We start from the raw sequence: 13,846 nt of genomic DNA on the forward strand, positions 1-13,846 counted from the left end.
GGGCGGCATGATGCACAATGGACGACAGAAACGTGCCGTATTCGCCTAGCGCATAGGCTACCGCCGGACGTGATCCAGCCCGGCATTCCCTTTGGCGCACCGCCAACCGGCAGCCATAAGGGCAAACACCGCCGTTTCTAGGACGTGCCCTTGTTGCCGCGGATAAAGCGCCAAAGACCGGCCAACGGCACCAGCAGCAGAATGCCGAACTTTTTCAGGGCGATGAGCGCGACCGCAATCAGGCCGGCCTTTGCCGCGAGTTTTCCGGCGATGAGGCCGCCAATGCCAACCGCGGCGACCGTGTCGGTGCCTGGCAGAAAATCGGTGTATTTCTTGCCGGTGTTGAAGTCCGCCACGCCCAGCACTTCGTCCAAGCTCTGCTTGATCTCCGGCAATTGTTCGACCGTAGCGATGTAGCTCATCACGAAGACGCCTTCCCGGCCGAGGAAACGGACGTCGTAATTGAGCGTGTGGACGGTATCGTCTCCGAACTGCAGTTCCTTGGCCCAGTGCAGCCGCTTGTGGACGAAATCATAGACCGGCGGCGAGGCCCAGCCGATCAGCTTGATCGGGGGAAAGCCGTCCTTCACCCGCTGATCGTTGGCCGACAATGTGTCCGCCTGCATGCTGCTCAGCAATTCGGTGTAGTCGATGGATGCGGCGTCGGCGTCATCGACATGGCCGATCTTTTCATAGCGCAATTCGATGCCCCAACCGTTGCCGGCGATGGGCTCGTACTTGGCCGGGAAGATCATGCCGATTGCTTCGGACGCGGTATCAGGCGGATTGCCCCAGGCCTCGGTCAGGACGGACGTCGCGTCCTTCTTGCCCAGAAAATAGAACTTGTCCTTGAGATCGAGATGGATGCCTTCGGGAAGGTCGACCGCGCCGGTCTTTGGATCGATTTTGTCCAGGAATGCCTTGCCGTCGTCACTATACTGTCGATAGTCCTTGAAGAATTCCGAGGATTTTTCTGCCAGAACAGGCCCCGCCAAAAGGGCAAGCGCCACGCCAAGCCACAAAGCTTTCCTGTTCATAAGCCGTCCCCCCTTGGCTGCCCTGCAGCTCACCTTCGATAGCGCAGCGCCGATGCTTAATCAATATTTGGTTCGGGGATGGTTCGGGCCGCGCTCTATTGCTTAGCGCAAACAGCTGCGGTCTCCGCGACCTCCAGCCCGAGAAGCATCACTGGAAATCGAAGGCGCTCAGGCCCGTCGCCATCTCGTCCAGGCCGAGCGGACGGGTCACCGGCGGCTCGGCGCGGGCGAGGCAGCCGATGCGTTCGCACAGCCGGCAAGCGGGACCGACCGGCGTGGCGGCGCCCTGTCCGGCCTTTGCCGGCAGCCCGGCGCCATAGACGATCTCGTCGCGAAAGCCGATATCGCAGCCCAACAGCAGCGCGGTGCGGCGCGGGCGCTCGGAGAACGAACCCTGCGGCCCCTCGAGCGTGCGTGCGATGCAGAGGAACTCGGCGCCGTCGGGCATTTCCACCGCCTCGACCAGTATCTGGCCAGGCGAAGCGAAAGCGGCATGGACCGGCAGTTTCGGGCAGCCGCCGCCAAAGCGGCTTTGCGGAAAGCCCTGGCCGCCGGCCTTGCGGAAGCGGTTGCCGGCATTGTCGACCTCGAGCATGAAGAACGGCACTCCGGACAAGCCAGGACGCTGCAGCATGGTCAGGCGGTTCGCCGCCTGTTCGAAGGAGACGCCGAAACGCGAGCGCAGCACATCGATGTCGTAACGAGCCCGCACGGCGGCGGCATGAAATGCCTGATAGGGCATCATCAAGGCATTGGCGGCGTAGCGGCCGAACTCGAAGCGGGCGAGCCGACGGGCTTCGTCCGTACCGAGCTTCAGCGTCTGAATTTCGCCGGCGACAGCGACCGTCATGCGGATCAGGCAGGCCTCCATGGCGACTTCGCGCAACTGGTCGAACGGCGACAGCCGCTCCGATAGAAAAAGACGCTGCGAATGACGGTCATAACGGCGGCGCCAGTTCGGCATGGTGGCGACCGGCAGCACCTTGACGACGATGCCATACTCGCGCTTCAGCCACGCCTTCAGCGCGCCGAACAGATCGTCGCCGGGGTCGAGCACCGAGGTGAAGGCCTCGGCCTCCTCCTCGAGTGCTGCAAAATGGTTCGGCCGGCGCTCGAAAATCTCGTGCACTTCGTCGATCGGCAGCCGCGCACCGGACAGCGCCGTGGCGCGGCCCTCGCGCGCCAGAAGCTCGTTGAGATCGGACAGCCGCTCGGCCTGCTCGCGGTAAGCGCGAAACAGTTTTATCATCGCAGCCGATGCGTTGGGGGCGGCCTCGGCCAGTTCGATCAGTTCCTGGTCGCCCGGCAGCTCACTGGCAAGCAGCGGGTCGCCGAACACTTCCTTCAAGGCCGAGATCGACCCTCTCGCCTCACCCTGCAATTCATGCGGGTCGACCTTGTAGACAGAGGCCAGCTTCAGGATCAGCTGCACCGTCAGCGGCCGCTGGTTGCGCTCGATCAGGTTGAGATAGGACGGCGAGATGCCGAGCCCCTCGGCCATCGCCGTCTGGGTCAGGCCTTTGGCGATGCGGATGCGGCGGATGCGCGGCCCGGCGAATATCTTCTGGTCGGCCATCGGCTTTCCTTGACAGGAATTTACACGACTTGCGAGCGATGAACGGCGCACCATCTTTTTACAATCATGACAGATTTACAGCGGCAAGCAGTCAAACACAACACAGGTTCTCTCTTATTTTCTACCGGAAATGGTGGTTTTCCTCGCTCTCGTCGCGGCGCAATGTAAATGATGTCACACACAGACGACGCACACCATCCCAGGGCGCGGCGTTTCAAGACACTGGCATCGATTGATCTGGAGTGACCAATGACTGATTTTTACAATCTTGTCCCATCCGCGCCCGAAGGCCGCTTCGACGGCATCGAACGAGCCTATTCGCCGGACGATGTGAAGCGGCTGCGCGGGTCGGTCCAGATACGCCAGAGTCTTGCCGAAATGGGCGCCAACCGGCTGTGGAAGCTCATCCACGAGGAAGACTTCGTCAATGCACTCGGCGCCATGTCGGGCAACCAGGCGATGCAGCAGGTGCGTGCCGGGCTGAAGGCAATCTATCTTTCGGGGTGGCAGGTCGCCGCCGACGCCAACACCGCGTCGGCCATGTATCCGGACCAGTCGCTCTATCCCGCCAATGCGGCGCCCGAACTGGTCAAGCGCATCAACCGCACGCTGCAGCGCGCCGATCAGATCGAGACCTCGGAAGGCAACGGCCTGTCGGTCGACACCTGGTTCGCGCCGATCGTCGCCGATGCCGAGGCCGGCTTCGGCGGACCGCTCAACGCCTTCGAGATCATGAAGGCGTTCATCGAGGCCGGCGCTGCCGGCGTCCACTATGAGGACCAGCTGGCCTCTGAGAAGAAGTGCGGCCATCTCGGCGGCAAAGTGCTGATCCCGACCGCCGCGCATATCCGCAACCTCAACGCGGCGCGTCTGGCGGCCGACGTGATGGGCACGCCGACGCTAGTCGTGGCACGCACCGATGCGGAAGCGGCAAAGCTTCTGACCTCCGACATTGACGAGCGCGACCAGCCTTTCGTCGACTACGATGCCGGCCGCACGGTTGAAGGCTTCTACCAGGTCAGGAACGGCATCGAACCGTGCATCGCGCGCGCCATTGCCTATGCGCCGCATGCCGACCTGATCTGGTGCGAAACATCCAAGCCCGATCTGGCGCAGGCCAAGAAATTCGCCGAAGGCGTGCGCAGGCATCATCCGGGCAAGCTGCTCGCCTATAATTGCTCGCCGTCGTTCAACTGGAAGAAGAACCTCGACGACGCGACGATCGCCAAGTTCCAGCGCGAGCTCGGCGCCATGGGCTACAAGTTCCAGTTCATCACATTGGCCGGGTTCCACCAGCTCAATTTCGGCATGTTCGAGCTGGCCCGCGGCTACAAGGCGCGGCAGATGGCGGCCTATTCCGAGTTGCAGGAAGCCGAGTTCGCGGCCGAAGTCCACGGCTACACCGCGACCAAGCACCAGCGCGAGGTCGGCACCGGCTATTTCGACGCCGTGTCGATGGCAATTAGCGGCGGCCAGTCGTCGACCACCGCCATGCATGAATCGACCGAGCACGTCCAGTTCAAGCCGGCAGCGGAATGAACCGATCGACATAACCAACAGAGGAAACGCCCGAAGGGCAAGGGAGAAGAAAATGGCATCGATAAGCCGCGTCAAGGAACGTGCAGAAGAGCAGTCCACCACGATGAGTGTCGACCAACAGGCGACCATCCGCATGCTGGCCAACGACCTGCACCGGCTCAATCAATCGGTGATGAAGGCAGTGGAGGCCGGCGTCTCGGTGGAACTGGTGCGCTCGGCCCGGCATCATGGCGGCGACGGCAATTGGGGCGACCTGCTGATCCCGGTGATCGTCACGCAGAAGAGTCACGGCTGATCTTCCCTTACGGAAGCTTTGTGCTTGTGGAACCTATGGGCCCCGTCGCTCACTGGCCGATTTCAACGTCACCCGCGGGTTTTCAGCGCGGGTGACTTTCGCTTTTGAGCGTAAACTTAACTACAGTTCGAAAACAGACCTTGTCTCCGAGGTTTAATATTTCCGGCTATATTTCGCAGGTCCGTCATTTCAGCTTGACATGGCGGGCGATCTCACGCCAATTGGCTCTCGGATTTCAACCCTGCATTGAAGCAGCGCCGAGTGCCCGCCCCGCCCATGTGCCCTGTGAACCGCGAGACCGACACCGCCAAACATCTGAATTCGTCAAGCAGGGACGCGAACTCCGAGATATCAACGGATTTCTCCCACGTGCTGGTCGTTGGAAAATCGCCGATCAACCGGGTGGTGGTGTCGAAGATCGTCGAGAAGTCCGGACTGAAGCCGATCTCCGAGTCGCCCGAAATGGCGGCCAAGACATTGCGAACCCTCATTCCGGGCGCCGTCGTTCTCGATGGCGGCCCCGACAACGAGGACTGCCGCGCGCTGATGGCGGCCATCGACGCCTTGCGGCGGACATCTGGGCGGTCGCTCCCCAAGGTGATCCTGCTTTCAACCAAGACCGGCACGCCCGACAGCCTGGGCCTGTCGAGCGTGGTCGATGTGGTGGTAACCAAGCCGATCACCACCGAAAGGCTGCAGCCGGTGGTCGACCGGCTGATCAGCGTCGGGCGCGGCTGATCGCAATCCGCCCGAACACGTGCGGGGCGGTCAGCGTTCCTTGCCGATGCTCTCGATCAAAGCCGGCAGTTCGCCAAGATCGACAAGCTGACGAAAACGCGGTGCCTCGACCGGCGGCTCGACGTGTTCGAGCACCCAGGTCAGCTCGTGCGGCACATACACACCCCAGCTGCCGGCCTCGATGGCCGGCACCACGTCCGACTTGAGCGAATTGCCGACCATCATGCTGGTCTGCGGGCTGCCGTGACGGCCAAAGATCCTGGCATAGGTGGCGGCGCTCTTGTCGCTGACGATCTCGACGGCATCGAACAGGTCGCCAAGGCCGGACGCCGCCAGCTTCCGCTCCTGGTCGAACAGATCGCCCTTGGTGATCAGCACCAGATGGTAGGCGCCGGCGAGCCTTTCCACGGTCTCACGCGCATGCGGCAAAGCCTCGACCGGATGTCCCAGCATGTCGCGGCCGGCGGCAAGGATTTCGGCGATGGTCGACCCCGGCACACGGCCCTCGGTCACTTGTATTGCCGTCTCGATCATCGACAAGGTAAAGCCCTTGATGCCGAAGCCGTAGACGGCAAGGTTGCGCTTCTCGGCCTCCAGCAGCCGTGCCGAAATGTGCTCGGCCTCGCCATGGTCGGCGAGCAGGGTTGCAAAATGCTTCTCGGTCAGGCGGAAGAACTGTTCGTTCTGCCATAGGGTATCGTCGGCGTCGAAGCCGATCGTGGTCAATTTGCCTGGCATACGGTGTCTTCTGCTGCTCGATCTGCGGGAGGTTGACCCTAATCTGCGTGGCGCGATTTTCAACCAGGAAGGCGAAGACAGGCAGCTCCCCTTCCCTTCCATCACCGGCAACAGCTATACTGTGATAATTGCAACCCAAACTGGTGAATGATGCCGCCTGCGAAAAAGGAAGTCCGTCCGTCGACCCGCGGAGGACGCGTCCGAACGCCTGCCTTCGTGAAAAATCAACGCGGCGTGAAGAACTGGAAGGAAGTCAGCGCCTGGCTGGAATGGCGCGGCATCGAAGACATAGAATGCATCACGCCTGATCAGGCTGGCGTCGCGCGCGGCAAGATGATGCCGTCGAAGAAATTCACTTCCAACACCTCGCTGGCACTGCCATCGGCAGTGTTCATGACGACGATTTCGGGCGGCTATCCCGAGGACGGCAACGGTTTCCACTATCCGGAGGATGATGGCGACCTGAAGCTGATGCCGGATCTGTCGACGTTGACCGTCGTGCCGTGGGAAGAAGACCCGACGGCCGCCGTCATCTGCGACCTCGTCCATCAGGATGGCCGTTCGGTCGAGTTCACGCCGCGCAACGTCCTGAAGCGCGTGGTAGCAGCCTATGACAAGCGCGGGCTGAAGCCGGTGGTGGCGCCCGAGATCGAATTCTACCTGGTGCGCAAGAACCCCGACCCGGATTACCCATTGACGCCACCAGTCGGGCGTTCCGGGCGGCCAATCGGCGGCGGAGCCGGCTATTCGATCGCCGGCGTCAACGAGTTCGACGAACTGATCGACGACATCTACCATTTCTCCGAAAGCCAGGGCCTGGAGATCGACACGCTGATCCACGAGGAAGGCGCCGGCCAGCTCGAGATCAATCTGCGTCACGGCGATCCGGTCGAGCTCGCCGATCAGGTGTTCATGTTCAAACGCACCATTCGCGAGGCAGCGCTGAAGCATGAGATCTATGCCACCTTCATGGCCAAGCCGATCCAGGGCCAGCCAGGTTCTGCCATGCACATCCACCAGTCGATCATCGACAAGAAGACCGGGCTGAACATCTTTTCGGCGAAGGACGGCTCGGAAACCGACGACTTCTTCCATTTCATCGGCGGCATGCAGAAGCATGTGCCGAACGCACTGGTGATGTTTGCTCCCTACGTCAATTCCTACCGCCGGCTGACGCAGTCGGCCTCGGCGCCGGTCAACAACAAATGGGGCTATGACAACCGCACCACGGCGTTCCGCGTGCCGCGCTCGGATCCGGCGGCGCGGCGTGTCGAAAACCGCATCCCGTCTTCCGACGCCAACCCCTATCTGGCGCTGGCGGCCTCACTTGCCTGCGGGCTGATCGGCATCACCAACAAGATCAAGGCCGAGCCTCCGGTGCTGACCACCGCAAACGCCGATGAGATCGACCTGCCGCGCGGCCTGCTCGAAGCCGTCGACCTGTTCGAGGGCGACGAGGAGCTGTGCGCCCTTTTGGGCAAGTCCTTTGCCGCAACCTATGCAGCGATCAAGCGGGCGGAGTTCGAGACCTTCATGGAAGTGATCAGCCCGTGGGAGCGGGAGTATCTGTTGCTCAACGTGTGAGCGGCGACTTCGTCGTGTGAATGGTGAATAGTGAATGCTGAGTAGTTTCATATTGGATGGATGAGAGCAGACGACGTGCGTCTCGCAGCCATTCACCATTCACCATTCACCATTCACCATTGGCTGGTGTCCCCATGCCTTACCAATCACCTATCTCCCCCGGTCGCTCCTGGTACGAAGACACAGCCGGACCACGCCCTGAGTACCCTGCCCTGGACGGCGACCGCAGCTGCGACGTCGTCGTCGTCGGCGGTGGCTTCACCGGGCTGTCGGCGGCCGCTCATTTGGCGAAGGCGGGAGCCGACGTCGTTCTGATCGAGGCGCATTGCTTCGGCGACGGCGCTTCAGGGCGCAATGGCGGCCAGCTCGGCACGGGCCAGCGCGCCTGGGCCGAAGAGATGGAGGCCGAATACGGCTTCTCCCGCGCCAAGGCGCTGTTCGACCTTGCCGAGGAGGCGAAAGCGCACCTGCTCGAATTCGCCGCCGTTAACCAGATCGACATCGACTATATGCCCGGCCAGTTGTCCGTGGCGCACAAGCCGCGTTATCTCGACGACTACAAGGCGCATGCCGAGATCATGGCCGGCCGCTTCAATTATCCGCACATCGCCTTCATGGATGCCAGGGAAACGGCCGAACGGCTGGGCTCCACACGCTACTTCGGCGGCACCCGCGACACCGGCACCGGACACATCCACCCGATGAAGCTGGTGATCGGCACGGCAAAGGTCGCGGCAGCGGCCGGCGCGCACCTGTTCGAGCAGACACTATCGACCGGTGTTACCTCCAGCGGCGGCAAGGTCAGGGTGACGACTTCGAGAGGCACCATCACCGCCCAGAAATGCCTGATCGGTGTAAATGCCTATGGCGGCACGCTCGAGCCGGTGAGTGCCGCGCACATCATGCCCATCGGTTCCTTCATCGGCGCGACGGTGCCGCTGGGCGTGGACTCGAAAGTGCTGCCGGGCGGCGAGGCGGTCGACGATTCGCGTTTCGTCGTGCGTTATTTCCGCAAATCCAGGGATGGAAGGCTGCTGTTCGGCGGGCGCGAGGTCTATGGCGTCAACGATCCGAAGGACATCCATGTCCATATCCGCCGGCAGATAGCCGAGCTTTATCCGGAGCTGAGCGATGTCGAGATCACCCATGGCTGGGGCGGCTATGTCGGCATCACCATGCCCAGGAAACCGTTCGTGCGCGAGGTGATGCCCAATGTGATCTCGGCCGGAGGCTATTCCGGCCACGGCGTGATGCTGTCGAACTTCTTCGGCAAGCTCTATGCCCAGGCCGTCGCCGGCAACCGCGACAGACTGAAGCTGATCGAGGACCTGAACATCCCGGCTTTTCCAGGTGGCCGGCGCTTTAGAACGCCATTATTGTTCCTCGCACTGAACTGGTTTGCCCTGAGGGACCGAATATAGGGAAAGTATCTCATATCAGCCGGGGCTGGTACTGAGCTGATTCTATTGAGCTGTTGGTTGCCGCAGCGAGACGTTGCAGAATCCTTAACAAGGGCGCACAATTCCCCTGAGGGCGCACTGATGCCACAATCAAGGGCAAAGGATGCCGGTTCTGGGCGATTGAACGGGGATTTCTGCGGGCCTGCCCGCTTTGTTGTTGGGACCGATGCCGATCGAATGCCGGGCTGCCGGCGCCGATCGAAAGAACACCGGCCCATCTTTTGGAGGTGGCAAGAGTGAACGAGCCCTTCAGTTTCGGCGCGCCGGAACGTCGGCGCTTCGCCATGCAATTCGGTTATGACATGCGGCCCTCCTTCTGGCAGGGGGTGCGCACGAATTCGCATCTGGTGATCGCCGCGCTCGGCACCGCAGCGCTGCTTGGCGTGGCGGGCATAGCGCTTTGGCTGGCGTTGCCGGCCAGCGACCGGCAAGCGATCGCCAGCACACAGCAGAACGTTCCGACTTTTCCGGTCAAGACGACCAAGATTGCCCCGGTCGCGGCCACGGCCGCCGCGGTAGCGGCGCCACAAGCCGCGCGCAAGGGCGATGCAGTTTCATCGACGGTCGCTGCCGGTGCGGCTGCCATGCCGCCGCTGTCGGCGAACGATCCGCGCTGGACTGCGGCGCAATCCAACAGCGACCCTGCCGCGACGCCATCCTATCAGGCGCCTGCCGAGCAGGCTGCCGCCAAACCGTCCGATGCCGCGGCATTCGAAGAACCGGCGGCGCAGAGCGACGCCACGACGCAGCTGTCAAAGGTCGCTGCTCCCGCCAATGACGACGACGCCGAGACCGCCGCCATACCGACGCCAAAACCGCAACTTCCAGACGAGCAATCTTCCGCCGCAACGGACGATACCCAGGCCAAGGCCAAGCCACAGAAGGTGGCTGCTGCCGCCGGCACCGGACGCATCCTCAGGACGGTGACAATGCGCAGCGGTCCGCAGAAAAACGCCGCCGCCATGGGCACCGTGCCCGCCAAGTCGTCGGTGCAGGTGGTGAGTTGCAAGAAATGGTGCCAGATCGTCTACAACGGCAAGCGCGGCTGGATCTACAAGAGCTACATCAAGACCGGGGCTTGAGACACAAGCCGCCAGATCTGGTCAGCCGCCGAGCAACCACCTGAAACGGTGTCTCCTGCGAGCAAGTTTGCGCTTCGCCAGGAAATCCCGGTGTTCCTCGAACGGCACCTCATAGAGGCCGCACATTTGGCAGCTTTCTGACCTGCCGCATAGCGGGGTCCAGCATTTCACATCGTGCGTCCAGGCGAGCGCGATCCTTTCCAGATGAAGGTTGGACGAACTTTTCAGCAGAATCAGTTCTCCTGGGACTGCCGTCTGTTTGATGTGATCCGAAACTTCCTTGGGACTGCGAAGCTCAATGAACCGGCCGCTGTCGCGGTCGGCCTGGCTGGCGCGCGAGCGATGCGCATTGCCGCCCGTGTAGATGACCTCATCGGCGATTTCGCGAGCGATCTTGTACGCACTGCCGTATTTCCTCGACGAGCCGGCGTAGTCGGATATCTGCCCAAGCACAATGCGCTTGCGAGCGGCCTTGGCCTTTGCAATCATCTCCAGAGCAATGTTGAGCGAATGCCAGGGCGCTTTGGCCGTATCGACCAGGAATTTCGGACCCGCGGATACCTCTTGCACCGTAGAGCGGTTGGGCAGTGGTGCAAACGATGCCGTTCTTGCTACGACTTGCTCTGGCGGGACGCCAAGTTCCAAGGCGGCGGCCATGGCCGCTGCAGTCGGCAGCCAGAATTGCTCGCCGGGAAAAGGCGCTTGAATATTCAGGCTGCCACCGCGCCAATGAAGGGTGAACCGCAGCAATTCCGGATACGCGGCATGCACGTCACTCACGCGGTAGTCTGCCTCGCCGGACTGGCCGAAGGTCGCAATCCGGCATTTCGCGCCAGACGCCATGCCGATCACCAGTGGGTCATCGCAATTGAGAACCGCAAGTCCATCGGGTTGGAGTGCCTCGACCAGCGCCCGCTTCTCTCCCGCCACAGCTTCCAGAGTCCTGAACTTGCCGAAATGCTCCAGACGGATCATCGTAACCACCGCCACACTCGGCTTCAGCATCTGCGCCATGGCGCTGATCGTGCCGAAGTCGGAAGCGCCGGCTTCGAAAACGACGTAATCGACTTTGCCGGCCTTCCTCAGGCGCTTGTAAAGCGTTCGGATGAGCGCAGGCATTGTATTGGCCTGGGCCTGTAGATGCACCTTGCCTTGGGCGCCCAGTATGTGTGCAAGCAGGCTGGTGGATGTGGATTTACCGGAGCTGCCGGTAATGCCGATGAACGTCGCCTCGTTACGCGCCCGCACCCAGCGCGCCTGCAGCCGTCGCAGCGCCCAGCCCAAGTCCTTGCGAATTTTCAGCGATTCCAGTTTCACACCCCGCCAGCTTTTAGCCCAGCCTAATATGCGTCGTGCCAAGTTCCAGAGTCAAACGGGCGCTGGCGTGCTTGAGCCAAAGAGTTCTAGCGACCGAGGAGCCGCAGCAGTCTGTGCTTGCGGCGCTTCGATTTTCTCTGCGCCACAAACTCACGGTGCTGCTCAAACGGCACTTCATAGAGGCCGCATTGCTCGCATCCCTCGGTTTTGCCGCATACCGAAACCCAGCACTCGACGTTGTGGGTCCAGGCAAGTGCGACACGCTCGAGGTGCAGATTGGACGAGCTCTTGAGCAGGATCAACTCGTCAGGCTGCGCGGTTTGGGCGATGTAGTCCGACACTTCCCTCGCCGTGCGCAATTCGATGAAGCGGCCGCTGTCGCGATCTGCCTGGTTCGCCTTGGAGCGATGGGCATGATCGCCGGCATAAATCACCTGGTCTGCAATCTCGCGCGCGCTGCTGTAGGCTTGGGCATATCTGTTATTCGAGCCGGAAAAATCCGATAGCTGGCCAAGAACGATGCGTTTTCGCCCGAATGTCGATCCGGCTACCATGTCGAAGGCAAGGCTCAGCGAATGCCAGGGCGCCTTTGCGGCATCCACGATGAAGTGGGGGCCGCCCGCGGGGACGAGCACCTGGCCGCGATTTTCCAGAGGCTGGAACGTCGCGGTTCTGTCCTTGACCATCTGCGCAGGCACGCCCAGCTCAAGAGCAGTTGCCACCGCCGCTGAAGTCGGCAGCCAGAAATGCTCGCCGGGGAACGACGTCTCGATATGGAGCACACCGCCGCGCCAGTGGAGCGAGAACCGCAACGGCTTGGGATAGGCGGCCTCGATATCGCTGACGCGATAATCCGCCTGCTCCGATGTGCCGAATGTGACGGAACGGCAGTCGCTCGCCGAGGCCATGCCCATCACAAGAGGGTCATCGGCATTGAGCATCGCGAAGCCGCCCGGCTCCAGCGCCGCGACTAGGGCGCTCTTTTCTCGAGCGACGTTTTCCACAGTCTTGAAACTGGCCCGATGCTCCAGCCGGACCATTGTGACAACAGCCACGTCGGGGCGAAGCAACTCGGCCATGGGCTTCATTGTATCCGGGCCGAATGCAGCAGCCTCGAAGACGACGTAGCCGGTTTTGCCGCCCTTTCCCATTCGCCTGGATAGGGTCGAGACCAACAGTTTCATAGTGTTGGCCAGAACCTGTGTGTGGACCGAACCCTGGCCAGCCAGGATGTGTCCAAGCAGGCTTCCCGCCGTCGTCTTGCCGGAGCTTCCGGTAACACCGATGAAAATTGCCTTGCTTCGCGCCCGCGCACGCTTGGCCAGGTAAAGCCGCAGCCGCCATCCCAGATCGTAGCGACTTTTCTGCTGCCTGATCTTCATCACCCGCCAACACTATCCACGATCCGTTATGCCTTTCGGGGGATCGAGAAGTCAAACTGGGGTCCGGCGTGACGACGTCAACTGTTCGTTCCTCGGCCGGCCGGCGCACCGATGCGAACTCTTGCCGACATTGCTCTGTCTGCCATGCATTGCGAACAGCGAGGTACTTCCCGAATTGCTCAAATGCAGCGGCCGCCGTCGACCTCCAGCGCCACACCGGTGATGAAGGCGGCTTCGTCCGACGCAAGCCAAAGCGCAGCGTTGGCGATATCGAGCGGCGTCGACAGACGGCCGAGCGGTATCGAGGCACGGAATTTCTCGCGGATCTCCGGCGTGTCAGTGCCCATGAATTTCTCCAGCATGCCGGTCTCGCCGGCGACCGGGCAAAGGCAGTTCACGCGGATGTTCTTGGGCGCGAGTTCGACCGCCATCGACTTGGTCGCGGTGATCGCCCAGCCCTTCGAGGCATTGTACCAGGTGAGCCCCGGCCGCGGCCGCAGACCGGCGGTCGAAGCCGTGGTCAGGATGACGCCGCCGCCCTGCCGCTCCATGATCGGCACCACGGCAAGTGCGGCGTGATAGATCGCCTTCATGTTGACTGAAGTGATCAGGTCGAAGGTCGCCTCGTCGACGTCGAGCATGTCGCCATTGCGATGGGTGTAGCCGGCATTGTTGACCATGATATCGATGCGGCCGAAGGCGCTTTTTGCGGCATAGACCATCTCGTCGAATTCGGAACGCTGCGAAACGTCGGTCTGGGTCCAGATCGCGGCCTGGCCGATCTCTGCTGCAACGCGCTCCGCGCCCTTGGCGTTGAGGTCGGCGACGACGACCTTGGCGCCCTCTTCGGCAAAGCGCCTGGCCATGCCTTCGCCGAAACCTGACGCAGCACCCGTGATGACGGCAACCTTGTTTTCCAGACGCATGCTTTTTCCGCTCATTGAAGACCCACCTCGCAAGCGCATTTTTCCTTTTTGTTTGATGCGTGTCTGTCTCCCAGAACCGCTTCGCACTTCTGGGCGACACGCATTAGCTTCCGTCACATTCCCGCTTTATGTTGCAGGCGCGAAAGCCCCGGGGACCATCGCTTGACGAAAA

At 61.8% G+C, this 13,846-nt stretch carries 12 protein-coding genes; 6 read left to right on the top strand and 6 right to left on the bottom strand.

From position 1 onward, the window contains the following. Nucleotides 1-137: 137 nt before the first annotated feature. The gene (locus NKI06_RS17410) at nt 138-1,037 is read right to left on the bottom strand and encodes a DUF2167 domain-containing protein (RefSeq protein ID WP_352986365.1); all 900 of its coding nucleotides are present in this window, start codon (nt 1,035-1,037) and stop codon (nt 138-140) included. Nucleotides 1,038-1,185: 148 nt separating this feature from the next. Beyond that, complete coding sequence (locus tag NKI06_RS17415; protein ID WP_352986367.1) at nt 1,186-2,613, bottom strand: helix-turn-helix domain-containing protein; 1,428 nt, start codon at nt 2,611-2,613, stop codon at nt 1,186-1,188. Nucleotides 2,614-2,862: 249 nt separating this feature from the next. Here NKI06_RS17415 and aceA point away from each other — a divergent pair, with 249 nt between their 5' ends. The 3 genes from aceA to NKI06_RS17430 all read left to right on the top strand — a co-directional run bounded on the left by aceA (nt 2,863) and on the right by NKI06_RS17430 (nt 5,185). Then, complete coding sequence (gene aceA / locus NKI06_RS17420) at nt 2,863-4,152, top strand: isocitrate lyase (RefSeq protein ID WP_023681876.1); 1,290 nt, start codon at nt 2,863-2,865, stop codon at nt 4,150-4,152. A 52-nt stretch (nt 4,153-4,204) separates the two neighbouring features. Beyond that, nucleotides 4,205-4,447 carry an SMc00767 family acetate metabolism repressor gene (locus tag NKI06_RS17425; RefSeq protein WP_023669318.1) on the top strand — a complete coding sequence of 81 codons (243 nt, stop codon included), beginning with the start codon at nt 4,205-4,207 and terminating at the stop codon, nt 4,445-4,447. Nucleotides 4,448-4,723: 276 nt separating this feature from the next. Beyond that, nucleotides 4,724-5,185 carry a response regulator gene (locus tag NKI06_RS17430; protein WP_352986369.1) on the top strand — a complete coding sequence of 154 codons (462 nt, stop codon included), beginning with the start codon at nt 4,724-4,726 and terminating at the stop codon, nt 5,183-5,185. A gap of 30 nt (nt 5,186-5,215) precedes the next feature. Here the strand turns inward: NKI06_RS17430 and NKI06_RS17435 are convergent, their stop codons facing one another. Then, nucleotides 5,216-5,923, bottom strand: coding sequence for an HAD family hydrolase (locus tag NKI06_RS17435; RefSeq protein ID WP_352764536.1), 708 nt, complete (start codon nt 5,921-5,923; stop codon nt 5,216-5,218). 147 nt (nt 5,924-6,070) lie between these two features. Between NKI06_RS17435 and NKI06_RS17440 the strand changes: the two genes are divergently transcribed. The 3 genes from NKI06_RS17440 to NKI06_RS17450 all read left to right on the top strand — a co-directional run bounded on the left by NKI06_RS17440 (nt 6,071) and on the right by NKI06_RS17450 (nt 10,049). Beyond that, nucleotides 6,071-7,507, top strand: a complete 1,437-nt coding sequence (locus NKI06_RS17440) for a glutamine synthetase family protein (protein ID WP_023681878.1) — start codon at nt 6,071-6,073, stop codon at nt 7,505-7,507. Nucleotides 7,508-7,641: 134 nt separating this feature from the next. Continuing rightward, on the top strand, nt 7,642-8,928 hold the full coding sequence (locus NKI06_RS17445; RefSeq protein WP_352986371.1) for an NAD(P)/FAD-dependent oxidoreductase: 1,287 nt from the start codon (nt 7,642-7,644) through the stop codon (nt 8,926-8,928). A 275-nt stretch (nt 8,929-9,203) separates the two neighbouring features. Then, entirely contained in the window at nt 9,204-10,049 is an 846-nt protein-coding gene (locus NKI06_RS17450; RefSeq protein WP_352986373.1) for an SH3 domain-containing protein, read from the top strand. 21 nt (nt 10,050-10,070) lie between these two features. On the opposite strand, the gene NKI06_RS17455 is transcribed toward NKI06_RS17450, so the two are convergent. The 3 genes from NKI06_RS17455 to NKI06_RS17465 form a co-directional block, all read right to left on the bottom strand. Then, the gene (locus tag NKI06_RS17455; protein ID WP_023832758.1) at nt 10,071-11,366 is read right to left on the bottom strand and encodes a Mur ligase family protein; all 1,296 of its coding nucleotides are present in this window, start codon (nt 11,364-11,366) and stop codon (nt 10,071-10,073) included. An 86-nt stretch (nt 11,367-11,452) separates the two neighbouring features. Next, nucleotides 11,453-12,748 (bottom strand): Mur ligase family protein, encoded by a 1,296-nt coding sequence (locus NKI06_RS17460; protein WP_352986387.1) that lies wholly within the window; start codon nt 12,746-12,748, stop codon nt 11,453-11,455. Between the two features lie 179 nt (nt 12,749-12,927). Continuing rightward, nucleotides 12,928-13,674: an SDR family oxidoreductase gene (locus NKI06_RS17465; RefSeq protein WP_027049416.1), complete on the bottom strand. Its 747-nt coding sequence runs from the start codon at nt 13,672-13,674 to the stop codon at nt 12,928-12,930. Nucleotides 13,675-13,846: the final 172 nt, after the last annotated feature.

This window comes from Mesorhizobium sp. M0772 (assembly GCF_040320135.1).
Lineage (GTDB): Bacteria > Pseudomonadota > Alphaproteobacteria > Rhizobiales > Rhizobiaceae > Mesorhizobium.

Bases quoted from the DNA above. Each gene is read 5' to 3' on its own strand.
- NKI06_RS17410 (WP_352986365.1), bottom strand. From the start codon at position 1,037: ATGAACAGGAAAGCTTTGTGGCTTGGCGTGGCGCTTGCCCTTTTGGCG.
- NKI06_RS17415 (WP_352986367.1), bottom strand. From the start codon at position 2,613: ATGGCCGACCAGAAGATATTCGCCGGGCCGCGCATCCGCCGCATCCGC.
- aceA (WP_023681876.1), top strand. From the start codon at position 2,863: ATGACTGATTTTTACAATCTTGTCCCATCCGCGCCCGAAGGCCGCTTC.
- NKI06_RS17425 (WP_023669318.1), top strand. From the start codon at position 4,205: ATGGCATCGATAAGCCGCGTCAAGGAACGTGCAGAAGAGCAGTCCACC.
- NKI06_RS17430 (WP_352986369.1), top strand. From the start codon at position 4,724: ATGTGCCCTGTGAACCGCGAGACCGACACCGCCAAACATCTGAATTCG.
- NKI06_RS17435 (WP_352764536.1), bottom strand. From the start codon at position 5,923: ATGCCAGGCAAATTGACCACGATCGGCTTCGACGCCGACGATACCCTA.
- NKI06_RS17440 (WP_023681878.1), top strand. From the start codon at position 6,071: ATGATGCCGCCTGCGAAAAAGGAAGTCCGTCCGTCGACCCGCGGAGGA.
- NKI06_RS17445 (WP_352986371.1), top strand. From the start codon at position 7,642: ATGCCTTACCAATCACCTATCTCCCCCGGTCGCTCCTGGTACGAAGAC.
- NKI06_RS17460 (WP_352986387.1), bottom strand. From the start codon at position 12,748: ATGAAGATCAGGCAGCAGAAAAGTCGCTACGATCTGGGATGGCGGCTG.
- NKI06_RS17465 (WP_027049416.1), bottom strand. From the start codon at position 13,674: ATGCGTCTGGAAAACAAGGTTGCCGTCATCACGGGTGCTGCGTCAGGT.